At 74.1% G+C, this 23,513-nt stretch carries 20 protein-coding genes and 1 pseudogene; 10 read left to right on the top strand and 11 right to left on the bottom strand.

Annotation, left to right across the window (positions count from 1 at the left end; translation table 11 throughout):
• The first annotated feature begins 15 nt into the window (after positions 1 to 15).
• Positions 16 to 471: a DUF6304 family protein gene (locus tag IE106_RS00930; protein WP_189529288.1), complete on the top strand. Its 456-nt coding sequence runs from the start codon at positions 16 to 18 to the stop codon at positions 469 to 471.
• A gap of 127 nt (positions 472 to 598) precedes the next feature.
• Here the strand turns inward: IE106_RS00930 and snpA are convergent, their stop codons facing one another.
• Positions 599 to 1,255 (bottom strand): snapalysin, encoded by a 657-nt coding sequence (snpA, locus tag IE106_RS00925; protein ID WP_189529287.1) that lies wholly within the window; start codon positions 1,253 to 1,255, stop codon positions 599 to 601.
• A 199-nt stretch (positions 1,256 to 1,454) separates the two neighbouring features.
• Between snpA and IE106_RS00920 the strand changes: the two genes are divergently transcribed.
• Positions 1,455 to 2,423: a LysR family transcriptional regulator gene (locus IE106_RS00920; protein ID WP_189529286.1), complete on the top strand. Its 969-nt coding sequence runs from the start codon at positions 1,455 to 1,457 to the stop codon at positions 2,421 to 2,423.
• 186 nt (positions 2,424 to 2,609) lie between these two features.
• On the opposite strand, the gene IE106_RS00915 is transcribed toward IE106_RS00920, so the two are convergent.
• Positions 2,610 to 3,674, bottom strand: coding sequence for an alpha/beta hydrolase family protein (locus tag IE106_RS00915; RefSeq protein ID WP_229839909.1), 1,065 nt, complete (start codon positions 3,672 to 3,674; stop codon positions 2,610 to 2,612).
• 89 nt (positions 3,675 to 3,763) lie between these two features.
• Between IE106_RS00915 and IE106_RS00910 the strand changes: the two genes are divergently transcribed.
• Genes IE106_RS00910 through IE106_RS00900 form a run of 3 tightly spaced genes read left to right on the top strand, consistent with a single transcriptional unit; the run spans position 3,764 to position 6,897 of the window.
• Positions 3,764 to 4,720, top strand: a complete 957-nt coding sequence (locus IE106_RS00910) for a LysR family transcriptional regulator (protein WP_189529285.1) — start codon at positions 3,764 to 3,766, stop codon at positions 4,718 to 4,720.
• Between the two features lie 28 nt (positions 4,721 to 4,748).
• A complete protein-coding gene (locus tag IE106_RS00905; RefSeq protein ID WP_189529284.1) occupies positions 4,749 to 6,206 on the top strand; it encodes a sensor histidine kinase in 1,458 nt (485 codons plus the stop codon).
• A 13-nt stretch (positions 6,207 to 6,219) separates the two neighbouring features.
• Positions 6,220 to 6,897, top strand: a complete 678-nt coding sequence (locus IE106_RS00900) for a response regulator (RefSeq protein ID WP_189529283.1) — start codon at positions 6,220 to 6,222, stop codon at positions 6,895 to 6,897.
• A gap of 6 nt (positions 6,898 to 6,903) precedes the next feature.
• Here IE106_RS00900 and IE106_RS00895 read toward each other — a convergent pair.
• Both IE106_RS00895 and sodN read right to left on the bottom strand, forming a co-directional pair.
• A pseudogene (locus IE106_RS00895) lies at positions 6,904 to 7,605 on the bottom strand (phosphatase PAP2 family protein); the annotation flags it as partial.
• 247 nt (positions 7,606 to 7,852) lie between these two features.
• Positions 7,853 to 8,248, bottom strand: coding sequence for a superoxide dismutase, Ni (sodN, locus tag IE106_RS00890; protein ID WP_010471638.1), 396 nt, complete (start codon positions 8,246 to 8,248; stop codon positions 7,853 to 7,855).
• A gap of 159 nt (positions 8,249 to 8,407) precedes the next feature.
• On the opposite strand from sodN, the gene sodX reads away from it, so the two are divergent.
• Positions 8,408 to 8,833 (top strand): nickel-type superoxide dismutase maturation protease, encoded by a 426-nt coding sequence (gene sodX / locus IE106_RS00885; protein WP_189529282.1) that lies wholly within the window; start codon positions 8,408 to 8,410, stop codon positions 8,831 to 8,833.
• Here the strand turns inward: sodX and IE106_RS00880 are convergent.
• The 4 genes from IE106_RS00880 to IE106_RS00865 all read right to left on the bottom strand — a co-directional run bounded on the left by IE106_RS00880 (position 8,737) and on the right by IE106_RS00865 (position 12,353).
• Positions 8,737 to 9,366 (bottom strand): CGNR zinc finger domain-containing protein, encoded by a 630-nt coding sequence (locus tag IE106_RS00880; RefSeq protein ID WP_189529281.1) that lies wholly within the window; start codon positions 9,364 to 9,366, stop codon positions 8,737 to 8,739. The genes sodX and IE106_RS00880 overlap by 97 nt on opposite strands.
• A 258-nt stretch (positions 9,367 to 9,624) precedes the next feature.
• The gene (locus IE106_RS00875) at positions 9,625 to 10,386 is read right to left on the bottom strand and encodes an amino acid ABC transporter ATP-binding protein (protein WP_308427849.1); all 762 of its coding nucleotides are present in this window, start codon (positions 10,384 to 10,386) and stop codon (positions 9,625 to 9,627) included.
• Positions 10,383 to 11,321, bottom strand: coding sequence for an amino acid ABC transporter permease (locus tag IE106_RS00870; RefSeq protein WP_189529280.1), 939 nt, complete (start codon positions 11,319 to 11,321; stop codon positions 10,383 to 10,385). Before IE106_RS00870 ends, IE106_RS00875 begins: the two co-directional genes overlap by 4 nt.
• 42 nt (positions 11,322 to 11,363) lie before the next feature.
• Positions 11,364 to 12,353 (bottom strand): ABC transporter substrate-binding protein, encoded by a 990-nt coding sequence (locus IE106_RS00865; protein ID WP_189529279.1) that lies wholly within the window; start codon positions 12,351 to 12,353, stop codon positions 11,364 to 11,366.
• A gap of 659 nt (positions 12,354 to 13,012) precedes the next feature.
• Between IE106_RS00865 and IE106_RS00860 the strand changes: the two genes are divergently transcribed.
• The 3 genes from IE106_RS00860 (at position 13,013) to IE106_RS00850 (ending at position 17,120) form a co-directional block, all read left to right on the top strand.
• Entirely contained in the window at positions 13,013 to 14,236 is a 1,224-nt protein-coding gene (locus IE106_RS00860) for an NAD(P)-dependent malic enzyme (protein WP_189529278.1), read from the top strand.
• A gap of 394 nt (positions 14,237 to 14,630) precedes the next feature.
• The gene (locus IE106_RS00855) at positions 14,631 to 15,599 is read left to right on the top strand and encodes a zinc-binding dehydrogenase (RefSeq protein WP_189529277.1); all 969 of its coding nucleotides are present in this window, start codon (positions 14,631 to 14,633) and stop codon (positions 15,597 to 15,599) included.
• A gap of 105 nt (positions 15,600 to 15,704) precedes the next feature.
• On the top strand, positions 15,705 to 17,120 hold the full coding sequence (locus tag IE106_RS00850; RefSeq protein ID WP_189529276.1) for a glycoside hydrolase family 5 protein: 1,416 nt from the start codon (positions 15,705 to 15,707) through the stop codon (positions 17,118 to 17,120).
• A gap of 26 nt (positions 17,121 to 17,146) precedes the next feature.
• Here IE106_RS00850 and IE106_RS00845 read toward each other — a convergent pair whose 3' ends face one another.
• Positions 17,147 to 18,091, bottom strand: a complete 945-nt coding sequence (locus IE106_RS00845) for a PadR family transcriptional regulator (protein ID WP_189529275.1) — start codon at positions 18,089 to 18,091, stop codon at positions 17,147 to 17,149.
• A 257-nt stretch (positions 18,092 to 18,348) separates the two neighbouring features.
• Between IE106_RS00845 and IE106_RS00840 the strand changes: the two genes are divergently transcribed.
• Positions 18,349 to 19,158: a hypothetical protein gene (locus IE106_RS00840; RefSeq protein ID WP_189529274.1), complete on the top strand. Its 810-nt coding sequence runs from the start codon at positions 18,349 to 18,351 to the stop codon at positions 19,156 to 19,158.
• Here the strand turns inward: IE106_RS00840 and IE106_RS00835 are convergent, their stop codons facing one another.
• The gene (locus IE106_RS00835; protein WP_003992906.1) at positions 19,159 to 19,338 is read right to left on the bottom strand and encodes a DUF6104 family protein; all 180 of its coding nucleotides are present in this window, start codon (positions 19,336 to 19,338) and stop codon (positions 19,159 to 19,161) included.
• A gap of 126 nt (positions 19,339 to 19,464) precedes the next feature.
• Positions 19,465 to 23,310: a multifunctional oxoglutarate decarboxylase/oxoglutarate dehydrogenase thiamine pyrophosphate-binding subunit/dihydrolipoyllysine-residue succinyltransferase subunit gene (locus tag IE106_RS00830; RefSeq protein ID WP_189529273.1), complete on the bottom strand. Its 3,846-nt coding sequence runs from the start codon at positions 23,308 to 23,310 to the stop codon at positions 19,465 to 19,467.
• Positions 23,311 to 23,513 lie beyond the last annotated feature (203 nt).

Raw genomic sequence — 23,513 nt, 5'->3', positions numbered from 1 at the left:
GCTACAGTCCGCGCCATGTCATCGGAGTCATCGGAGTCGACCGAGGTCTGGACCGGCTGGTACCGGGACCGCCGTGGGGCGGAGGCCATCCTCATCGCGTCGGACGGGCGGGGCGTCAGCACCCGCGTCAGGGGGGTGCACTACACGGGCGGCGGCTTCGCCGACCTGCGGGCGGCCGAGGAGAGCGGCGGGCTGCCGCTGGCGGGCTGCGTGCTCGAATGGGACCTGCCGCTGCCGGTGGTGACCGACGGTGCCCCCCAACAGGCCACGCTCAGCTGTCTGTTGGCGATCGGCGAGGCGCTGTCCGACGGCTCGCCCGAGCGGGTGGACCTGCAACTCACCCTGCACTGCGGCGGAGCGGCGTACGAGTCGGGGGTGACGGGCGGCGGCTTCGACCGGGCCCTCGGGCGCATCCTGCGGCAGCTCCCGCCCGGCACGCGCTTCGCCCGCGACCTGATCCAGGCGGCGTAGGGGCGGCGGCGCGGTGCCACGGCGCCGCCGGGCCGGTCCCACGGTGACGGCGCCACGGCGACGGCCTCACGGCGACGGTGCCCCGCGGGACACCGCGGGGCACCGTCGTGCGTGCGGGGCGGGGCCGTCAGGAGGCCGGGGCGAGCGCCGCCGCCAGGCCGTTCCGCCACAGGTAGTCGACGCGGGAGCGCTCCTGCGTGTTCGGTATCGCGTTGGTGCAGGACGGGCCGGGCCCGCCGCCGGACATCAGCTCGCTGCACGGGCCCGAGTAGTGGTCCGGCAGGCCCAGGACGTGCCCGGTCTCGTGGGCGGTGACCCGGGTGGAGTCGTAGGTCTGGTTCTGCCGGTAGTCGAGGAAGATGTAGCCGCGGCCGTGCCCGTCGGTGCTGGCGTACGAGCCGCGCGAGTCGTTCCCCTCGTAGTACCGGAAGTCCGGGCTGCTGCCCTCCTGGAGCTTCACGTTGCTGACCGAGCTGTTCCAGATCTGCGTCGAGCGGGCTATCTGGGTGCGGAAGCTCGGGGCGTTGGCCGCCGAGTAGACGACCGTGACGGCCTGGGTGCCGGGGACGGCGGCGCGCTTCCTCGCCACCGACTCCATGACCGCCTCGAAGAAGGCCCGGTTGGCCCGCGCCTCCTCCGCCGAACCGGCGTACGCCGCGTACCCGGCGGTGGCGGCCGCCGGGGCGGGCGCCGGGGCGGCGGTGGCGGTGGTCGCGGCGGGCACGGCGGTGAGGGCGGCGGCGAGGCCCAGCGCGGCGGCCAGCGCGGTTCTGCGGTGCTTCATGGGGGGCTCCTACTCGTCCTGAACGGTTGGGGGGACGCGTTCGGTTGGACAGAGTGTCGGGGAGCCCCGAGGCCCCGCGGATGATGCCAGAGGGCGATAACACCAGCGCATCGCCCCTCGCAACTCCCTTCGACGTGAAGGGAATTCCCGCGCTCACGGTGTCTGGTGTGGTGCGAGGTGACCGCCCTACGCTCAGGGCATGGAGCTGGAGGTGAGACATCTGCGGGCGCTGTGCGCCATCGCCGACACGGGCAGCCTGCACAAGGCCGCCCGGCTCCTCGGGATGAGCCAGCCCTCGCTCACGACCCAGCTGCGGCGCATCGAGAACGCCCTCGGCGCCGAGTTGTTCACCCGCGAACGCACCGGCTGCCGGCCCACCCCGCTCGGCCGGGACGTCCTCAGCCGCGCCCGCCCCCTCGTCGCCCAGCTCGCGCTCCTCGTCAGCGAGACCCGCGCCGCCGCGGCCCGGACGGACGGCGCCCGGTTCAGGATCGGCTCCACCGCCAGCCGCGCCCTCGCGGGCTGGCTGCGCCGGCTGCGGCAGCGGCTGCCCGGCACGGACATCACCCTGCACATGGACGTGTCCGCCAACGCCCTGCTGCGCGCGCTCGCCGCCGGGCAGCTCGACGTGGCGTTCGTCCACGAGGTGGAGGGCTGCCCGCTGCGCGTCCCCGACGGCCTGGAGCGGCTCGTCCTGGTCGACCGGGAACCGCAGTTCATCTCCATGGCCCGCGACCACCCGGCCGCCGCCGCGCCCGTCGTCGACCTGGCCGACCTGGCGGAGGACCGGTGGATGGTCGACCCGACCGTCGACGGCGAGTGGGACGGGCTGCGTCGGGTCCTCGGCGCCGCCGGGATCGACCCGCCGGTGCTCCACGCCGACTACCACACGGCCGCGTCGCTCATCGTCGTCGGCGAGGCCGTCGCCCCCTGCCAGCCCACGTCGGGCCCGCGCGACGACATGGCGATCCGGCCGCTGCGCGACGACCCGCTGGCCGTGCGGCTCCTGCTCTACCACCGGCCCGCGGACCCCGGCGGGCCCGCGGCGCCCCCGTACGAGGCCGCCTACGCCGAACTGGCCGCCGCCTACCGCGAGGCCGCCCTGCGCACCTCCGCCTACCGCCAGTGGCTGCTGCGCCACGGCAGCCCGCTCCTCCGCGCCGGCTGACCGCCCGCCGTGCCGGTCGACCGCCCTGCCGGCTGGTCGCCCTGCCGGTCCACCGCCCGTCGTACCGGCTGCCCGCCTCCGCGCGGGCCCGGCCCCCGCCCTGCCGACGCCGCCCGCCCGGCCCGGCGCCCGTCCCGCCCGCCGGACCCCCGCCGCCCCCCGTGACGGCCGGGGCCCGGCGGGCCGTCACGCCCCTGCCGCCCCCGTACCGAGCCGGGTGGCCAGCCAGTCCGCCGTCGCCGGCAGCCAGTCGGGCCGGCAGTTGCCCAGCAGGTGGTCGCCGTGCGGGACGCACAGCAGCGTGGCGTCCGGGGCCGCCTCGGCCAGCGCCTGCCCGGAGGTGACGCCCGGGATGTCGTCCGTACCGCCCTCCACGACCAGCAGCGGGCACCCGATGTCCGCCGCGGTACGGGTCAGGTCGACCCGCCGGGCGAAGTCCCGCGCCGCCTCCGCGCCCCCGCAGCGGCGCGTGAGCGTGTCCGTCACGAACAGCGGCAGCCCCTCCCACGCCAGCCGGTACGGGCCGCTCACCGCCACCGCCGCGCGCAGCCGCGGCTCGTGCGCCGCCGACACCGCCGCGTAGTAGCCGCCCAGGCTCAGCCCCAGCACCCCGGCGCGCGACGCGTCCACGCCGGGGTGCCCCGCCAGCGCGTCCAGCACCTCGCCGACCACGTGCTGGTAGTCCGCGCGCGGCGCCCGCGCGGCGGCCAGGACGCCCTGGCCCGGCCCGTCGACGGAGCAGACCGCCACCCCGCGTGCCAGCAGCGCGTCGGCCACGGCGTGGAACTCCTCCTTCGCGGAGTCCAGGCCCGGCACCACCACGACCACCGGCACCGGCCGCCCGGCCCCCGCCGGCCGCCGCAGCCAGCCCGCGAACGACGCCCCCTCGACCCGTACCGCCGAGGGCTCCGTCAGCTCCAGCGCCCGGCGCATCGCCCCGTCCGCCGCCCGCGCCGCCCCGGCCGCCGCGTCCGCGTCCGGGTGCGGCAGCAGCGTCGAGAAGTGCAGCCAGCGGGCCGCGCCGCGCAGCGCCTCGCCCGCCGAGACGGCCCGCCCCCCGGCCGCGTCCTCCTCCGCCGCCGCGACCAGCCGGTCGCCCACCGCGCGGAACGCCGCGGGCCAGTCGTACAGCGAGCGCAGGCCGCCGGTCACGCGCGCGTACGCGAACGGGTCCAGGCCCGCGCCGAACGCGCGGGAGCGGTTGCCCGTCACGAACGGGGCCATGACGTCGGGCTGGTCGAGGAAGTACATGCCCCCACCCCATCCGGTACCGGCCGCGCGCGTCCAACAACCGCCACCACCCGCCCGACAACCCGCGGTTGTCGCCTAGGGTGAGCCGCATGGACCTGGACCTCGCACAGGTGCGCGCGTTCACCACCGCCGCCGGTCTGCGGCACTTCGGGCGGGCCGCCGGGGAACTCGGCATCACGCAGCAGGCCCTGTCGAAGCGCGTCGCCCGCCTGGAGGCCCGCCTCGGCGTGCGGCTCCTGGAACGCGGCGACGGCCACGGCGTCCGGCTCACCCCCGCCGGCGAGCGGTTCCTGGGACCGGCCGGGAAGGCGCTGGAAGCCGGTACGGCCGCCGCGGCCGCGGCCCTCGCCGCACCGGGCCCGCACCCCCGCGTCGACGTCTGGGGCCACCTCTACGCCCCCCTGCGCGCCCTCGCGCACGTCCTCGCCGACACCCCGGGCCTCACCGTCGAGACGGGCACCGGACGCGACCACGCCGCCGTCGCCGAGGCCCTGCGGCGCGGCGACGCGGACGCCGGCCTCGGCCGCGTGCCCCCCGGCCCGGCCACCCCCGGCCTGTCCCACCGCCCGGTCCGCCTCGAACCGGTCGACGCGGTCGTCAGCGCCGCCCACCCCCTCGCCGGCGCCACCCGGCTGCGCCCCGCCGACCTGCGGGACAGCACCCTGCGCTGCCCCGCCGAACCCGGACGCCTGGACTTCCTGACCCGGTTCGCGGACCGCTTCGGCATCGCGCACCGCACCGGCGGCCCCAACCTGGGCCCCGCGCCGTTCCTCACCGCGATCCGCGACGACCCGGCCTGCTTCTCCCTCCTCCCGGCGGACGCCGTGCCCGACACCGCCTTCCCGGAGGGCCTGCGGTTCGTCCCGCTCACCGACCCGACCCCGCTCTACGCCTGGTCGCTGCTGTGGCCCGGCGGCCCGGAGGGGACGCCCGGGCTGCGGCCGCTGCTCGACGCCTTCGACCGCACCGGCCGTGCCCGGCGCTGGCTGGAGTACGACGCGGACCGCGACTGGCTGCCGGAAGGTGGACTTTCGGCAGTGTCCTGACGGCCCGTGCCCTGCGTACGGTCGCCCCATGGAGAGCACAGCGGGAAGGGACCTCCCGGCCTGGGCGACGGGCGCGCTGCCGGTGGCGGCGGCCCTCGGGGCGGGGCTGAGCGTGCGGAGCGACTGGTGGGTGCTGCCGACGGCGGCGGCCGCCTTCCTGGCCGGCCGCCGGCCGGGCGGGACGTGGCCGGGCGCCCTCGCGCTGGGCGCCCTCCTGGTGACGGGGACCCTGGCGGTCCTGCTGGTGCCGTCCTGGTTCGCGCACGCCACCACCCTCGTGGGCGTGGTGGTGGCCGGCGGCATGCTGCCGTGGTTCGCGGGCCGGTTCTGGTGGCAGTACCGGGAACTGGTCCGCGCCGGCTGGGAGCGCGCCGCCCACCTGGAGCGCGAGCAGCGGCTCGTCGCCGAGCAGGCCCGGCTGCGCGAACGGGCCCGCATCGCCCAGGACATGCACGACCTGCTCGGCCACGACCTGAGCCTGATCGCCCTGTCCGCCGGGGCCCTCCAGCTCGCCCCCGGCCTCGCCGGCGAGCACCGCGCCACCGCCCGGGACATCCGCGTCCGGGCGGGCGCCGCGGTGGAACGGCTCGGGGAGGTCGTCGGCCTGCTGCGGGAGGAGGGCGCCGGGCCGGAGCCGTCGCCGGACGGCTCCCCGGACGCGGGGCTGGCCCGGCTGGTCGGCGCGGCGGCCGCCTCGGGGCTCGCCGTGGAACTGGACGTCGAGGGCGCCGCGCCGGCCGCGGGGGACGGCACGGCGGGGGAGGGCCTGCCGCCGGTCGTGGCGCGGGCGGCCCACCGCGTCGCCCAGGAGGCGCTCACCAACGTCGCCAAGCACGCCCCGGGCGCCACCGCCACGGTCCGCCTGGTCCACGGCGACGGCCGCACAGAGGTACGGGTGGAGAACGGCCCGGCGCCCCGCGCCCGGCCCGGCGCGCCCTCCGGCGGCGGGCGGGGCCTCATCGGCCTCGACGAGCGCGTACGGCTCGCGGGCGGCACCCTCCGGTACGGCCCGCGCGACGGCGGCTTCGCGGTCACCGCCGTCCTCCCGCACACCGCCCCGGTCCGCGCGCCGGAGCTCGCCGCCGACCGGGCCGCGCCCGCCCGCGCCCCGCTCCCGCAGGAGCACCGGCGCGCCCGCCGCCGCGCCGGACGGGCCCTCGTGGCCCTCGCGGTGGTCCCGGTGGCGACCGGCGCGGCCCTCACCGCCGCCCTCGTCGGCTGGGAGGCGGCCACGGCGCCCCGGGCCGTCCTCGATCCCGGCGCCTACGCCCGGTTGAGGATCGGGCAGGATCGGGCGGAGGTGGCGCGGCTGCTGCCGGAACGTCAGCTGGTCAGCCGGCCGACGGCACCGGAACCGGAGGGAGAGGGCATCACGTGCGAGTACTACGCCGTCACGGCCGACCGCTTCGACGACCGGTCGGGCGACGCCTACCGGCTCTGCTTCCGCGACGGCGCCCTGTGGTCCCGCGACGTGGTCACCCCGTGAACGGCGGCGCGCGATGATCCGGACGCTGATCGCCGACGACGAGCCGATGGTCCGCGCGGGCGTCCGTGCCGTCCTGGCCACCGACCCCGGCATCGAGGTCGTCGCGGAGGCGGGCGACGGCCACGGCGCCGTCGAACTGGCCCTCCGCCACCGGCCCGACGTGGCCGTCCTCGACATCCGCATGCCCGGCCTGGACGGCATCCGCGCGGCGGCCGAGATCCGCCGCGCGGCGCCCGCCACCGGGGTGGTGGTCCTGACGACCTTCGGGGAGGACGACTACATCCTCCAGGCGCTCGGCGGCGGCGCCGCCGGGTTCCTGGTCAAGTCGGGCGACCCCGAGGAACTGATCGCGGGCGTCCGCGCGGTGGCGGACGGCGCCGCCTACCTGTCACCGAAGGTCGCCGCGCGCGTGGTCGCGTACCTCGCCTCCACCGGCGCCGGCGACCGGGCCGCGCGGCGCGGCACCGCCCGCGAACGGGTCGCGGCGCTCACCCCGCGCGAGCGGGACGTGCTGTCCCTGGTCGCCACGGGCCTGTCCAACGGCCAGATCGCCCGCCGGCTGCACGTCGTGGAGGGCACGGTGAAGGCCCACGTCAGCTCGGTCCTGTCCCGGCTGGGCGTCGACAACCGGGCCGCGGCCGCCGTCGTCGCCCACGAGGCGGGCATCGTCCCGCCGCCGGACCACCCGTGACGCGGCCCGCGTCGCGAGGGCCCACGCGGCGAGCCGCCGCGCGGCCGGGCCGGCGACCAGCACGACGGCCACCACCGCGGCCCCGCCGAGCACGGCGCCCGCGGCCACGTCGTGCGGGTAGTGCACGCCCACCAGCACCCGCAGCAGCGCGGCGGCCCCCGCGAGCGGCAGCGTCAGCAGGGCCAGACCGGGCCGTACGAGGGCGAGGCCGACGGCCAGCGCGGCGGCGAGGGTCGCGTGGTTGCTGGGGAACGACCAGTCGCCCGGCTCGGGGCACCGCGCGACCGCCCGCGCGGCCGCCCCGAGCGCCCGGCAGGGCCGCTCCTCGTCGACGACCAGTTTGACGGCCTCGCTCACCCCGTACGCCGCGACGGTCCCCGCCCCGGCCAGGACGGTCCCGGCGACCCGGCGCACGTCCCCGGCGCGCAGCCCCGCCCACCACACGGCGAGGAGCACCACCCCGAGCACCACCAGCGTCCCCTCGGTGGCCACCTCCAGCAGCCCGCCCAGCCACCCGGGCCCGTCCGCCGCGGCCCCCGCCAGCGCCCGGTACGCGTCCGCGGAGGCCCCCGCCGTCACGACCGTCGCGCCGGGGTCCCCCAGCCCCCCGGGCGCGAGCCACGCGACCGCGCCCCCGCCCGCGCCGAGGACGCCCGCGCCTCCCGCCAGCCGAGCCGTCCACGTTCCTCGTCGAAGTCCCTTGTCCATGCCGCCGAAGCTAGGAGCCGGCCCCCGGCCCCGGCCCCCGCCGATCAGCGGCCGCGCCCCCCGACGAAGGTCGGGGTTGACCCCGCCCGCCGAAGCCCCGGACGGCGGGCCCGGCACCCCCGCGGCTCCCTTCCGCGCCTCGGCCCGCGCGGTCCGGGCAGACGCAAGGGCCCGGCCGTACGAGACGGCCGGGCCCTTCCCCGAGTTTTTCGCCCGCGGCCCTTCCACGGCGCCGCGGGAGGGTGACTCAGGCCTTCTTGGTCTCCCAGAAGATGCGGTCGATCTCGGCGATGAGCTCCAGGGCCTTCTCGCCGGTCTTCGGGTCCGTCGACGCCTTGGCGGCCGACAGGGCCTTCAGGGTGTCGTTGACCAGCTGGTGCAGCTCCGGGTACTTCTCGAAGTGCGGGGCCTTGAAGTAGTCGCTCCACAGCACGGAGACGTGGTGCTTCGCGAGCTCGGCGCGCTGCTCCTTGATCACCACGGCGCGGGCCTGGAAGTGCGGGTCGTCGTTCGCGGCCATCTTCTCCTGGACGGCCTTGACCGACTCGGCCTCGATGCGGGCCTGGGCCGGGTCGTAGACACCGCAGGGCAGGTCGCAGTGGGCGCTGACCTTCACCTTCGGGGCAAACAGGCGGGAGAGCATGCAGCTGTCCTTCCTCGTGATCGTCTTCTCAGGTGGGACATTACTCGGTGAGAGGACGGTTTTCGCGAGCGCCCCCTGGGGCTTAGGACAAAAGTCCAGGGAGATCATGGGACTGGTGGAGGAACCGCGCGTGGGATCCCCGGCAGGTGGTGGACGCTGATGACGGAACGAGGGCCTGGGCCCTTGCTGCCCTTCGGGATCGCGGAGGTGACGGGGCCCTCCATGGTGCCCACGCTGCACCACGGCGACCGGCTGCTGGTGCACTACGGGGCGCCGCCGCGTCCCGGGGCGGTGGTCGTGCTGCGCCACCCGCTCCAGCAGGACCTGCTGATCGTCAAGCGGCTGGTGGAGCGGCGCGACGGCGGCTGGTGGGTGCTGGGGGACAACCAGGCCGCCGAGGCGGTGGACAGCAGGGCCTTCGGGACGGTCCCCTCCGAGCTGGTGCTGGGCCGGGTCCGGGCGCGGTACCGGGGGATCCGGCCGGGGCGTCAGCGGTCGGTCGGCGTCGTGCTGGCGTGGCTGCTCTCGGCGGTGCGGCCGGTGCTCGCGGACCGCTCGGTCTCCAGGCGCTTGCGGGCCCGGTAGGCGGCCACGTTGGCGCGGGTGGCGCAGCGGTCGGAGCAGTAGCGGCGGGAGCGGTTGGTGGAGGTGTCCAGGTACGCGTTGCGGCACGGGGGGGCCTGGCACAGGCCCAGCCGGTCCGCGCCGAACTCCGTGAGGTGGAACGCCAGGCCCATGGCGGCGACGGCGGCGTACCCGGCGGTCGCGTTCGACGGGTGCTCGGCCAGGTGCATGTGCCAGCGGGGGCGGCCCTCGTCGTCGAGCATGTCGTGGCCGGAGATCTGCGGGCTGACCGGGAACTCCAGCAGCAACGAGTTCAGCAGGTCCACCGCCCGCGCGGGGTCGCCCTCGTCGGCCGCCGTGAAGACCGCCCGCAGCCGCGCCCGCACCGACCGGAACCGGGTCACGTCGGTGTCCGTCAGCCGGCGGGACATCTGCGTCAGGTCCCCGAACAGGTCCCGCACCGCTTCGACGGAGGTGAGGGAGTCCTTGTTGCGCGCCGGCTCCTCGGTGTTCACCAGACGCACGGCGTAATCCGAGTAATAGGCCAGTTCCACTAGAAATCCTTACCGGAGCGGTCTCGGGTTCGACGGTTCAAGGGTAAGAGATGAATGGGAGGTTTGGGTGTTACTCGGCAGATTGTGCCCCATCCCGCCCCCCACGTGCTCCACGTCACACGCGCCACACGAAGTATCACGAAGGCGCCGCCCTCCCGGTTCCCCGGCACCGGTGCGCGGCCGCGGCGCGCACGGGAGAGGGGCGGTACGGGTGCCGGACACCCGTACCGCCCCTCTCCACGCGGCTCGCCGGGCCGGTCAGAGCACCTTCGACAGGAACGCCTTGGTCCGGTCGTGCTGCGGGTTCGTCAGGACGTCCCGCGGGTTGCCCGACTCGACCACCACGCCGCCGTCCATGAAGACCAGCGAGTCGCCGACCTCACGGGCGAAGCCCATCTCGTGCGTGACGACGACCATCGTCATGCCCGACTCGGCCAGGTCCCGCATGACGTCCAGCACGTCGCCCACGAGCTCCGGGTCGAGCGCCGACGTCGGCTCGTCGAACAGCATCAGCTTCGGCTCCATGGCCAGCGCGCGGGCGATCGCCACGCGCTGCTGCTGGCCGCCGGAGAGCTGCGACGGGTAGTGCCCGGCGCGGTCCGCGAGGCCGACCCGGTCCAGCAGCTTCAGCGCCCGCTCCCGGGCCACGGCCCTGGTCTCCCGCTTGACCTGGACCGGCGCCTCCATGACGTTCTCCACGGCCGTCATGTGCGGGAACAGGTTGAAGCGCTGGAACACCATGCCGATGTCCCGCCGCTTCAGCGCGACCTCGCCGTCCTTGAGCTCGTACAGCCGGTCGCCCTTCTGGCGGTAGCCGACCAGCTCGCCGTCGACGTACAGCCGTCCGGCGTTGACCTTCTCGAGGTGGTTGATGCAGCGCAGGAACGTCGACTTGCCGGACCCGGACGGGCCGATGAGGCAGAACACCTCGCCCGGCGCGACCTCCAGGTCGATGCCCTTCAGGATGTGCGCGGCCCCGTAGGACTTGTGGACGCCCTCGGCCTTCACCATGGCGGTCATGCGTTGCCTCCCTGCCGGCTGGAGAACGACAGCAGGTGCGTCTTCACCTTCTGCCAGGGGGTGGCCGGAAGCGAGCGCGAGCTGCCGCGCGCGTAGTACCTCTCCAGGTAGTACTGCCCGACGCTGAGGATCGAGGTCATGATCAGGTACCAGGTGGCCGCCAGGAACAGCATCTCCACCGGGGCGCCGGACGTCTGCCCGATGTCCTGCGCGTTGCGCAGGAGCTCGTAGTACTGCACCGCCGCCACCAGCGAGGTCGTCTTCAGCATGTTGATGACCTCGTTGCCCGTGGGGGGCACGATGACGCGCATCGCCTGCGGGATCACGATGCGGCGCAGGGTCTTGCTGTGGCTCATGCCCAGGGCGTGGGCGGCCTCGGTCTGGCCCTCGTCGACCGCGAGGAGGCCCGCGCGGCAGATCTCGGCCATGTACGCGGCCTCGTTCAGGCCCAGGCCCAGGAGCGCCGTGAGGAACGGCGTCATGAAGTCGGACCACTCGTCCTTGTAGACCGGGCCGAGGTTGATGTACTCGAAGACCAGGCCCAGGTTGAACCAGACGAACAGCTGGACCAGGACCGGGGTGCCCCGGAAGAACCAGATGTAGAACCAGGCGATCGACGACGTCACCGGGTTCCTCGACAGCCGCATGACGGCGAGGAGGATGCCGCCGACGATGCCGATGGCCATGGACAGGACCGTCAGGAGGAGCGTCTGGCCGACGCCCTCGACGATCCGGTCGTCGAAGAAGTAGTCGGGGATGGCGTCCCAGTTGATCTGGCCCTGCGCGAACGCGTACACGATCGCGGCGAAGGCCGCGATGGCGACGACGGCGCTGACGTACCGGCCGTAGTGGCGGACCGGGATCGCCTTGATCGCTTCGGGGCCGGCGGGCGGAACGGCGTCCTCCGGGCCCTTCTTCTCGATGTCAGTTGTCACAGTGGTGGTGCCTCTCAGTGGCCTGTGGGTGCCGGCCGGGAATCAGGAACCGCCGTTGATCTTGGCCTCGGTCACGGCGCCCTGGGCGACGCCCCACTTGTCGAGGACCTTCTTGTACTCGCCGTTGGCGATGACCGCGTCCATGGCGGCCTTGATCGCGTCCCGCAGCTGCGTGTTGCTCTTGGCGACCGCGATGCCGTACGGGGCGGCCTCGACCTGCCCGCCGACGATCTGGAAGTCCTTGCCGCCGCCGGAGGTCTTCACGGTGTACGCGGCGACCGGGAAGTCGGAGGAGCCGGCGTCCGCGCCGCCGGAGCGCAGGCGGGTCTGGGCCTGCTGGTCGGTGTCGAAGGCCTCGATCGCGATCGCGGGCTTCTTGCCGTCCGTGCACTTCTTCGACTCGGCCTTGGCCAGGTCCTCGGAGACCGTGCCGCGCTGGACGACGAGCTTCTTGCCGCAGAGGTCCGCCCAGGCCTTGATGCCCTTGTCGGCGCCCTTCTTGGTGTAGATGGAGACACCGGCGTTGAAGTAGTCGACGAAGTCGACGCCCTCGCCGACCTTCTTCTTCGTCTCCGAGTCGATGCCCTGCTGGCGGTCCTTCGTGTCGGTCATGGCGGACATCGCGATGTCGTACCGCTTGGCGCGCAGACCGGTGATCAGGGTGTCGAAGGTGCCGTTCTCGAACTGGAACGTCACGCCGAGCTGCTTGCTCATCGCCTCGGCGAGGTCGGGGTCGATGCCGACCGTCTTGCCGTCCTTGTCCTTGAACTCGACGGGTGCGTACGCGATGTCCGAACCGACCTTGATGACACCCTTGTCCCGGATGGCCTGCGGCAGCCGGTCGGCGAGCGGGGCGGAGGTCACCGCCGTCCCCTTCGTCTCCTGGTCGGAGGCGCCCTTCTGCGTCTGGTCGCCACACGCGGTGAGCAGCATGGCGCCGGCGACCGCGGTCGCAGCGACCGCGGCGGTCCGGGACGACCGCAGCGTCCGGGTCTTCGCGGCGGTCGAGCGGCGGGTGGTGCTTGCGGTCATGGTCGGGTTCCTCCGGCGGGTGAAAGGAATGCCAATGGGTCGGGCACGCACCTTCGAGTGTCGCGACCTCGTGTGATTACGGCATCTTGCCATTCGGACCACCCCTCACAAGGGGCTCCGCATGTCAAAATCGGATAACGGGTGATCCCTGAACCTCAACGACCCGGCCCATCCTGGCCGGACCTTCTGCGGACTTACCGGAACCGCGCCGGAAAATCTCCTGCCGATCTCGCGATCCGGACACGATCGCGGTGGCAATCCGGATGCGGAGAGGACTTGTCCAGATATTCGCCCATGAGTCATGTCACCGGGGTACGGAGCATTCTGGGCCGAATAGCCGGATGTGTCACCCCGGCCGCCGGACGCGGCGGACCGCCCCTCCGGGACGGTCCCGGACCCCCGCCGGGACGCCCCTCGGGCCCGGTGACCTGGCTCGCGGGAAATCGGACTCGTCTGCCGGGGCCTCCGTCAGGTAAGAAGGATCCTTACACCCCTCATCCGGGGCTCAGGGCGCGTTGTGCGGCGCGCCCGCGCGTTCGTACCAGTCCCCGCGGGGGCGGGCCAACCGCCTGCCGCGAGGCACGGACGCGGTGCCCGCCCACCCCTCCTCAACCAGGAGTGGCCACCCTCGAACCATGAAGAATTAAGGGGTCAACCCAATGGCAGCGGAGATCGTCAACCCTCGTGGCGTCAGCGATACCGGCGACGGTGCGCAGAACGCCTCGGACGAACCCTTCGACCCGGCATTCGCCCTCCACCGGGGCGGAAAGATGGCCGTGCAGGCCACCGTCCCGATCCGCGACAAGGACGACCTGTCCCTCGCGTACACGCCCGGCGTGGCGAAAGTGTGCAGCGCCATCGCCGAGCGGCCCGAGCTCGTCCACGACTACACCTGGAAGTCCCAGGTCGTCGCCGTCGTCACGGACGGTACGGCCGTCCTGGGCCTCGGTGACATCGGGCCCGAGGCCTCCCTCCCCGTGATGGAGGGCAAGGCCATCCTGTTCAAGCAGTTCGGCGGCGTGGACGCGGTGCCCATCGCGCTCGCCACGACCGACGCCGACGAGATCGTCGAGACCGTCGTCCGGCTCGCCCCCTCCTTCGGCGGGGTGAACCTGGAGGACATCTCGGCGCCCCGGTGCTTCGAGATCGAGCGGAAGCTCCAGGAGCGCCTCGACATCCCGGTCTTCCACGACGACCAGCACGGCACGGCCATCGTCACCCTCGCGGCCCTGCGCAACGCGGCCAGGCTCACCGGGCGCGGTCTCGGCGACCTGCGCGCCGTGATCTCCGGCGCGGGCGCGGCCGGTGTGGCGATCGCGAAGTTCCTGCTGGAGGCCGGCCTCGGCGACGTCGCGGTCGCCGACCGCAAGGGCATCGTCAGCCGGGACCGGGACGACCTGACGCCGGTCAAGCGGGAGCTCGCCGAGCTCACCAACAAGGCGGGCCTGTCCGGTTCGCTGGAGTCGGCCCTCGCCGGCGCGGACGTCTTCATCGGCGTCTCCGGCGGTACGGTCCCGGAACCGGCGGTCGCGTCGATGGCGCCGAACTCGTTCGTGTTCGCCATGGCCAACCCGAACCCGGAGGTCCACCCCGAGGTCGCGCACAAGTACGCGGCGGTCGTGGCCACCGGCCGGTCGGACTTCCCGAACCAGATCAACAACGTGCTGGCCTTCCCCGGGATCTTCGCCGGTGCGCTCCAGGTGCGGGCCTCCCGCATCACGGAGGGCATGAAGATCGCGGCGGCCAATGCGCTGGCGGACGTCGTCGGCGACGAGCTCGCCGCCGACTACGTGATCCCGTCGCCGTTCGACGAGCGCGTCGCCCCGGCGGTCACCGCGGCCGTCGCGGCGGCCGCCCGCGCGGAGGGCGTCGCCCGCCGCTGACCCACCCGGAGGGCCGCATCGCCACCCCGTGCGGGGGACCGCGGTGCGGCCCTTCGGCGTACCGGGGCGCGGATCCCCGGCCCCCGCCGGGGCGGGAGCCGCCCCCTTGGGCCGCCCGTCCTGGGCCGGCTGCCCGGGCCGCCGCCCGCTCCGGAGCGCCTGCCCCGGGCCGCCGTCCGCCGTGGATCGCCGTCCGCCGGGAGCCGCCCGCCCGGCGGGACGGAGCCCGGCGGGGCGCGGGGCCCGCCCGCCGTCCCGGGGCGGATCCGCCGCCGCGCAGCGGCCGGTCGCCGGCCGAACGGGCGGGTGGCGCCGGGGCGGAAGGGGGCGGAGGGACGTGCGTCACATCGGGGTGTGGTTCCGTCGCGCACCGTGCGCGCCTAGTCTCAGGGCCATGTTCGCTGCCTACGCCGCACGTATCGACCGCGATCAACCCCTCAACGGCCTCGAGCTGGGTGACCGCCCGGAACCCGAGGCACGACCGGGCTGGACCACCGTCACCGTCAGGGCCGCCTCCCTCAACCACCACGATCTGTGGTCCCTGCGTGGGGTCGGCCTGCCCGAGGACAAGCTGCCGATGATCCTCGGCTGCGACGCCGCCGGCGTCGACGAGGACGGCAACGAGGTCGTCATCCACTCCGTCATCGGCCAGACCGGCCACGGGGTCGGGCCCCGCGAGCCCCGCTCCATCCTGACCGAGCGCTACCAGGGCACGTTCGCCGAGCGGGTCGCCGTGCCCACCTGGAACGTGCTGCCCAAGCCGAAGGAGCTGAGCTTCGAGGAGGCCGCCTGCCTCCCCACCGCCTGGCTCACCGCGTACCGGATGCTGTTCACCAACGCCGGGGTCCGCCCCGGCGACTCCGTGCTCGTCCAGGGCGCGGGCGGCGGCGTCGCGACCGCCGCGATCGTGCTGGGGAAGGCCGCCGGGCTGCGGGTCTTCGCCACCAGCCGCGACGAGGCCAAGCGCAAGCGCGCCGTCGACCTGGGCGCCGTCGACGCGTTCGAGCCGGGCGCGCGACTGCCGCAGCGGGTGGACGCCGTCATCGAGACGGTCGGCGCCGCCACCTGGTCCCACTCGGTCAAGTCGCTGCGGCCGGGCGGCACCCTGGTCATCTCCGGCGCGACGAGCGGCGACCGGCCCTCGCACGCCGAGCTGACCCGGATCTTCTTCCTGGAGCTGAAGGTCGTCGGCTCGACCATGGGCTCCAAGGACGAGCTGGAGGACCTGCTGTCCTTCTGCGCCACGACCGGGGTCCGGCCGGTGATCGACGAGGTGCTGCCGCTGGACCGGGCGCGGGAGGGCTTCGCCAAGATGGAGTCCGGCGACCTGTTCGGGAAGGTCGTGCTGACGCCCGCCTCCTGACACCCTTGACCTGACTGCCCCTTGAGGGGCCGTCAGGTCTGCTGGTGGGATCTCCGGCATCGCGTCGCGTACGAGCGTCACGTCACGCCATGCCGGAGGTTCACCATGCGTACCACCGTCAGCGCCGTCGCCCTCACCGCCCTGCTCGCCGGGGCCTGCCCCGCGGCCGGGGCGGCCACCGCACCCGAGCCCGCCACTCCCGCCGCGAGTACGGCCACCGCCGCGGCCCGCATCCCCGACCTCACCGACGACCGGGGCCGCGTGCTCACCCTGCGCGGCTGGAACGTCGAGGACAAGACCCACCGCGGCGACGCCGCCCTGTCCGCCGTCACCGAGCGCCACTTCCGCGACCTCGCCGCGCACGGCTTCGACTTCGCCCGCCTCCTGGTCTTCTGGGACGACCTGGAACCGGTCCGCGGCCGGTACAGCGAGGCGTACCTGCGGAAGATCGAACGCGTCCTGGACTGGGCCCGCGCGTACCGCGTCCACGTCGTCATCGACGCCCACCAGGACGTCTTCGGCCCGGCCTTCGGCCACCGGGGCGTACCGGAGTGGGCGACCCGCACCGACGGGCTGCCGTTCACCCCGCACCCCGACGACTGGTTCGCCGAGTACTTCGAACCGGCCGTGCAGCGGGCCTTCACCCACCTCTACGAGGACGAGGACCTGCGCCGGGCGCAGGCCGCGATGTGGCGGGTCCTCGCCGACCGGTTCGGGGACCACCCGGCGGTCCTCGGATACGACCTGATCAACGAGCCGATGGGGGAGTTGCGCGACGGCGAGGACCTCCCCGCGGCGGCCCGCCGCATCGAGGCCGAGCAGCTGACGCCGATGTACCGGCGGCTCGCGGCGGCCGTGCGCGCCGTGGACCGGGACGGCTGGCTGTTCGTCGAGCCGACGCCGATCATCGGCGAGGGCGTGCCCACCGGGCTCGGCCGGATCGACGACCCGAAGGTCGTGTACGCCCCGCACTTCTACAGCACGGCGATGGAGGCGGGCGCCGACTACGACCCGGCGGCGGGCTGGATCGAGGCGTACGAGGCGGCGGTCGTGGCGTACCCCCGGACGCACCGGGTGCCGGTCGTCGTGGGGGAGTGGGGCCCGCCGGACAGCTCCCTGCCGAACATGGGCCGCTTCCACCGCGACGCGCTCGCCTCGCTGAACCGCTACAGCTCCGGCTGGGCGGGCTACGTGTGGTGCTACGGCGGCGGGTACTGCGCCCTGGACGCGGAGGGCCGGTTCCGCGCCCACAAGGGCCTGACGGTCGCGCCGTACGCCACGGCGGTGGCGGGCGAGGTACGCGACGAGGTCCACGCCCCGGACGCGTACCGCGTCACCTACACCGCCCGCCCCGGCGCCACGGAGCTCTCCCTCCCGCCCTCCCCGCGCGGCTGGCGCGTCGGGGTCGAGGGCCGCGCCCGGCCCGGCCGGACCGAGGTGCCGGCGTCCGGGCGGGCGACGCGGGTGACGGTACGGGCGGTTCCGGGCGCGACGGTCACGCTCCGGGTGACCCGGCGCTGAGGCGCGGGCCCGCGCCGGGCCGCCGGTCAGTCCCCGTCCGGGCGGAGCAGGGAGGTGACGCGGTCCGCCGCCGCCGCCAGGTGGCGGCGGACCTCCGACAGCTGCCCGGGCGTCACGCCGTGGTCGCGGGCGGCGTCCCGCACCTCGTCGCGGAAGCGGTCCAGCAGGCGCTCCAGGTCGCGGACCGGGTCGCCGGCGGCCCCGGCCTCCCCGGCCCGGTCCGGGGCGCGGACGGGGCCGGGGCCGGGCGCCGTGCCGGGGGGCCGGGAGCCGCCTCCCGGGCCGCCCAGGAGGCCGCCCAGACGGTCCGTCAGGTCCGCCAGCCCGTCCCGCACCCCGGAGGGCCAGTCGCCCCGCGCCAGGTGCTCCTGGACCTGCTGGGCGGCCTTCTGCACCTCCTGGCGGACCCGCTCCTGGGCCTCCTGCGCCTGGCGGCGCGCGTTCTGCGCCTCCTCGCGGGCGCGGCGCGCCTCGTCCTTGGCCCGCCGGGTCTGCTCGTGCCACTCCTGCCGGGCCCGCCGCAGCTCCTCCTTCGCGGTGCGCCACGCCTCCCACTCCTGCCCGCCGCCCGGGCGGTCCCCCGTACGGCGCGTCCCGCCCGGCGTCCGTATCCCGCCGCGCGGCCGCCCCGCCGGGTCCCGCGCGTCGTCGCGGACCTCGGTGGTCAGCTCGGCCACCGCCTCGCGGATCTCCTGCTCCAGGTGGGCCAGCTCACTCCTGCGCGCCGCGAGCTCCGCGCGGCCGGCGTCGGTGATCGAGTACACCTTGCGGCCGCCCTCCGAGGCGTGCCTGACCAGCCCCTCGGCCTCCAGCTTGGCGAGCCTCGGGTAGACGGTGCCCGCGGAGGGCGCGTACAGCCCCTGGAAGCGCTCCTCCAGGAGCCGGATCACCTCGTAGCCGTGGCGGGGGGCCTCGTCGAGCAGCTTCAGCAGGTACAGCCGCAGACGGCCGTGGGCGAACACGGAGGGCACGTCACCGCGCCTTTCCGGAGGGGAGGCCCTCGGTGGTGGCCGCGCCGGGCGCGGCCGCGGGGGTGCGGGGGGTGAGCCCCGTCGGCTCGGTGACGGACCACTCTGGCATGGTGCTGCCCTTCTCGGCTTCTCGGCTCCCGGCGCCCCGCACCGCCGGGACGCGGCATATCGCGTCTCCTCCCCCGAATCCACGATATATCGCGGTCGAGGCAAGTCAAGACCGCCATAAACGGGCAAATTGCCCTAGCGTATGGCTCATGGACGCGACACCGACCGGCGTGCTGCTGCTCTGCCGGGCCGAACCCGACGCCGTCGCCGCCCCGGCCCACCTGCTGCGCGAGCCCATGGTCCTCGCACCGGCGGGCACGGGCTGGAGCGTCCTCGTCCCCGAGGGTCGCCCCTGGCTCGACGGCTCCGAACCGGTCGAACGGATCGCCACCGGATGGGCCACCGCCCTCGGCGTCGGCGCGCCCTGGCCGGTCGTCGCCCTGTGGTGGGACGGCGAACGGGCCGGCCACACCCTCGCGTACGGCTTCCGCAGGCCCGTCGACTACACCTGGCTCGCGGACGGCACCCCCGTCGGCGAGGACGAGGCCATGCTCACCTTCGCCGAACGCCTCGGCCTCGACCCGGTCCTCGACGTGCAGGACCTCCAGGCCCTCACCCGCCCCGACCCGCACGCCGACGCCCGCGCCCGCCTCCTCGGCCTGGTCGCCGTGCTCACCCGCCTCGGACTGGAGCCACCGCCCGGCGTGCAGCCCGGCGGGACCACCGCGCACCTGCGGGCCGCCGCCCGGACCCGTCCCGGCGCGCGCGACGTCGAGGGCCCCGACCGGCGCGACACCGCCCGCGCCGAACCGGACGCCGCGGGCCGGGGGACGCCCGCCGCCCCGGCCCGCGTCCGCCTCGCCGTCGCCGGCGTCCAACTCGCCGTCGGCCTGCCGCTCCTGGTCTGGGCCCTGGCCCGGCGCACCCCCAGCCCCGGCTGGGGGTGCGCCGGGGCGCTGCTCACCGCCCAGGGCGCGCTGGGGCTCGCCTCGGGGCGGCGCCCCGCGTCGTACGGGTGACTACTCGTCGTCCTCGTCGTCCAGCCGCGCCAGCCACGTCGCCAGCCGCTCGACCGGCACCTCGAAGTCCGGGTTCAGGTCCACGAACGTCCGCAGCTGCTCGGCGAGCCACTCGAAGGTGACCTCCTCCTCGCCACGCCGCTTCTCCAGCTCCTCGATGCCACGATCGGTGAAGTACAAGACACGTCTCCTGAATCCTGCCGGGGCGCTCCCCGGTGTTCCCTCCCAGAGTAGGGCGACCGGTACGCCGGAGGGCCCGGCACCCCCTGGGGTGCCGGGCCCTCCGCAGGTGCGGACGGTCGCCGGTCAGGCCTCGAAGACCTCGTTGACCAGCTGCATCTGCTCGGCCTGGTGGCGCTTGGCCGAGCCGACCGCGGGGGACGAGCTGTGCGGCCGCGAGATGCGGCGCAGGCGCTCGCCGTGCGGGATGTCCGCGCCGACCGCCAGGTCCAGGTGGTCGATCAGGTTCAGCGCGATGAACGGCCACGCACCCTGGTTCGCCGGCTCCTCCTGCGCCCAGATGTACTTCTCGGCGTTCGGGTACTTGGCGATCTCGGCCTGGAGCTGGGCGCCCGGCAGCGGGTACAGCCGCTCCAGGCGGATGATCGCCGTGTCCGTGACGCCGCGCTTCTGCCGCTCGGCCTCCAGGTCGTAGTAGACCTTGCCGGCGCAGAAGACGACCTTGCGGACGGCGGACGGCTCGGCCGACGCGTCGCCGATGACCGGGCGGAACGAGCCGGACGTGAACTCCTCCACCTTCGACGCGGCGGCCTTCAGGCGCAGCATCGACTTCGGCGTGAAGACGACCAGCGGCTTGTGGTGCGGGTTGTGCACCTGCCACCGCAGGAGGTGGAAGTAGTTCGACGGGAGCGTCGGCATGGCGACCGTCATGTTGTTCTGCGCGCACATCTGGAGGAAGCGCTCCGGGCGGGCGGACGAGTGGTCCGGGCCCTGGCCCTCGTAGCCGTGCGGCAGCAGCAGCGTGACGCCGGAGGTCTGGCCCCACTTCTGCTCGGCGGAGGAGATGAACTCGTCGACGACCGTCTGCGCGCCGTTGACGAAGTCGCCGAACTGGGCCTCCCACATGACCAGCGCGTCCGGGCGGGCCAGCGAGTAGCCGTACTCGAAGCCCATCGCCGCGTACTCGCTGAGGAGCGAGTCGTAGACGTTGTAGCGGGCCTGGTCGTCGGACAGGTAGAGCAGCGGGGTGTAGTCCTCGTTGGTCTCCTGGTCCACCAGCACCGCGTGGCGCTGGCCGAACGTGCCGCGGCGGGAGTCCTGGCCGGCGAGCCGGACCGGGACGCCCTCCATCAGCAGCGAGCCGATGGCGAGGGTCTCGCCCATGCCCCAGTCGATCGTGCCGTCCCCGATGGACGCCGCGCGGCGCTGCAGCTGCGGCATCAGGCGCGGGTGCACGGTGATGTGGTCGGGGATGTTGACCTGCGACTCGGCGATCCGCTTGACGGCCTCCTGCGAGACGGCCGTGTTCACGTCCTCCGCCGGGAAGCCGGCCTGCGGGTCGACCGCCTGCGTGGCGGCGGGCTGCGTCGTGGCCTCGCGGACTTCGGTGAAGACCTTCTCCAGCTGGCCCTGGAAGTCCTGGAGCGCCTGCTCCGCCTCCTCCAGGGTGATGTCGCCGCGGCCGATCAGCGACTCGGTGTACAGCTTGCGCACCGAGCGCTTCTTGTCGATCAGCGAGACCATCGCCGGGTTGGTGAACTGCGGGTTGTCGCCCTCGTTGTGACCGCGGCGGCGGTAGCAGATGAGGTCGATCACGACGTCCTTGTTGAACGTCTGGCGGAACTCGAAGGCGAGCCGCGCCACGCGGACGCACGCCTCCGGGTCGTCGCCGTTCACGTGGAAGATCGGCGCCTCGATCATGCGGGCCACGTCCGTGGCGTACATCGAGGAGCGCGAGGACTCCGGGGCGGCGGTGAAGCCGACCTGGTTGTTGATGACGATGTGGACCGTGCCGCCGGTGCGGTAGCCGCGCAGCTGCGACATGTTCAGCGTCTCGGCGACGACGCCCTGGCCGGCGAAGGCCGCGTCACCGTGCAGGGCCACGGGCAGGACGGTGAAGTCCGTGCCGGCCTTGCCGATGATGTCCTGCTTGGCGCGGACGACGCCCTCCAGGACCGGGTCGACGGCCTCCAGGTGGGACGGGTTCGCGACCAGGCTGACCTTGATCTGCTCGCCGTCGAGGCCGGTGAAGGTCCCCTCGGCGCCCAGGTGGTACTTGACGTCGCCGGAGCCGTGCATCGACTTCGGGTCGAGGTTGCCCTCGAACTCGCGGAAGATCTGCGCGTACGACTTGCCGACGATGTTCGCCAGGACGTTCAGGCGGCCGCGGTGGGCCATGCCGATGACGACCTCGTCGAGGCGGGACTCGGCGGCCGAGTCGATCACCGCGTCGAGCAGCGGGATGACGGACTCGCCGCCCTCCAGGCTGAACCGCTTCTGGCCGACGTACTTCGTCTGCAGGAAGGTCTCGAACGCCTCCGCCGCGTTCAGCCGGCGCAGGATGCGCAGCTGCTCTTCGCGCTCCGGCTTGGAGTGCGGGCGCTCCACGCGGTCCTGGATCCACTTGCGCTGCTTGGGGTCCTGGATGTGCATGAACTCGATGCCGGTGGTGCGGCAGTACGAGTCGCGCAGGACGCCGAGGATGTCGCGCAGCTTCATCATCGACTTGCCGCCGAAGCCGCCGACCGCGAACTCCCGCTCCAGGTCCCACAGGGTGAGGCCGTGTTCGGTGATGTCCAGGTCGGGGTGCTTGCGCTGGCGGTACTCCAGCGGGTCGGTGTCGGCCATGACGTGGCCGCGGACCCGGTAGGAGTGGATCAGCTCGAAGACGCGCGCGGCCTTGGTGACGTCGTCGTCGTGCGACGCGTCGATGTCCTTGAGCCAGCGGACCGGCTCGTAGGGGATGCGCAGCGACTTGAAGACGTCGTCGTAGAAGCCGTCCTCGCCGAGGAGGAGGTTCGCGACGATCCGCAGGAACTCGCCGGAGGCGGCGCCCTGGATGACGCGGTGGTCGTACGTCGAGGTGAGGGTCATCACCTTGGAGACGCCCAGCTTGTTCAGGGTGTCCTGGGACGTGCCCTGGAACTCGGCCGGGTAGTCCATCGAGCCGACGCCCATGATCACCGACTGGCCGGGCATGAGGCGCGGCACGGAGTGGACCGTGCCGAGGCCGCCCGGGTTGGTCAGGGAGACCGTGACGCCGGTGAAGTCGTCCATCGTGAGCTTGTTGGCGCGGGCGCGGCGGACGATGTCCTCGTAGGCCTGCCAGAACTCGAAGAAGCCCAGCGTCTCGGCCTTCTTGATGGCCGCGACGACGAGCTGGCGGTCGCCGTTCGGCTTCACCAGGTCGATGGCGAGGCCGAGGTTGACGTGCTCCGGCTTCACCAGGGTCGGCTTGCCGTCCTTGAGCTGGTAGGACCAGTTCATGGCGGGCATCGCCTTGATGGCCTGCACCATCGCGTAGCCGATGACGTGGGTGAAGGAGATCTTCCCGCCGCGGGCCCGCTTCAGGTGGTTGTTGATGACGATGCGGTTGTCGAACAGCAGCTTCACCGGGACGGCGCGGACCGAGGTGGCGGTCGGCATCTCCAGCGAGGCGTCCATGTTCTTCGCGACGGCGCCGGCGGGGCCGCGCAGCGTCACGAACTCCGGACCGGCCGGGGCCTCGGCCGCCGGGGCGGCCTTCGCCGCGGGGGCGGGCTTGGCGGCGGCCGGCTTGGCGGCGGGGGCCGCCTTCGCCGGAGCGGCGGGGGCGGCGGCCGCGGGCTGCGCGGGGGCCGGAGCGGGGGCCTGTGCGGCGGGCGCGGCCGCCTGCGGGGCGGGCGCGGCCGGGGCGGCGGGGGCCTGTGCGGTGGGCGCCTCCGCGGCCGGGGCCGGCTGCGTCACGGTGCCCGCGGCCCCCGAGGCCGCGGGAGCCTCGCCTGCGGGCTTGTCCGCCGAGCCGGAGGCACCCGGCTTGTAATCGGCGAAGAAGTCCCACCAGGCGCGGTCGACCGAATTCGGGTCCTGGAGGTACTGCTGGTAGATCTCGTCGACGAGCCACTCATTGGCACCGAAGGCGGCCGCAGGGCTCTGGCCCTGACCGTCTTGGTCGGACGAGATGCTCGAGTTACTGGGGGACTGAGACGACACGGCGGCAACCGCCCTCTTCCGCTTCACAAGGTGATGGACAGCGGAAATAAAGGCTACGCCTCTACGAGCGGAAGGTGCAGGCCGGGCGTGGCATCGTCGCGTACATCACATCGAACGGCGGGTTTCGCGGGAAGAACCGGCGGGAAACATGCGTGGTTCGGCGGTGCGCGGGTAGCAGTCGGCTGAGCTGCGGCTTCCGCTCC

Origin of the sequence: Streptomyces roseolilacinus (assembly GCF_014649335.1) — a bacterium.
Taxonomy (GTDB): Bacteria; Actinomycetota; Actinomycetes; order Streptomycetales; family Streptomycetaceae; genus Streptomyces; species Streptomyces roseolilacinus.
This window is presented reverse-complemented; position numbering and strand designations above follow the sequence as displayed.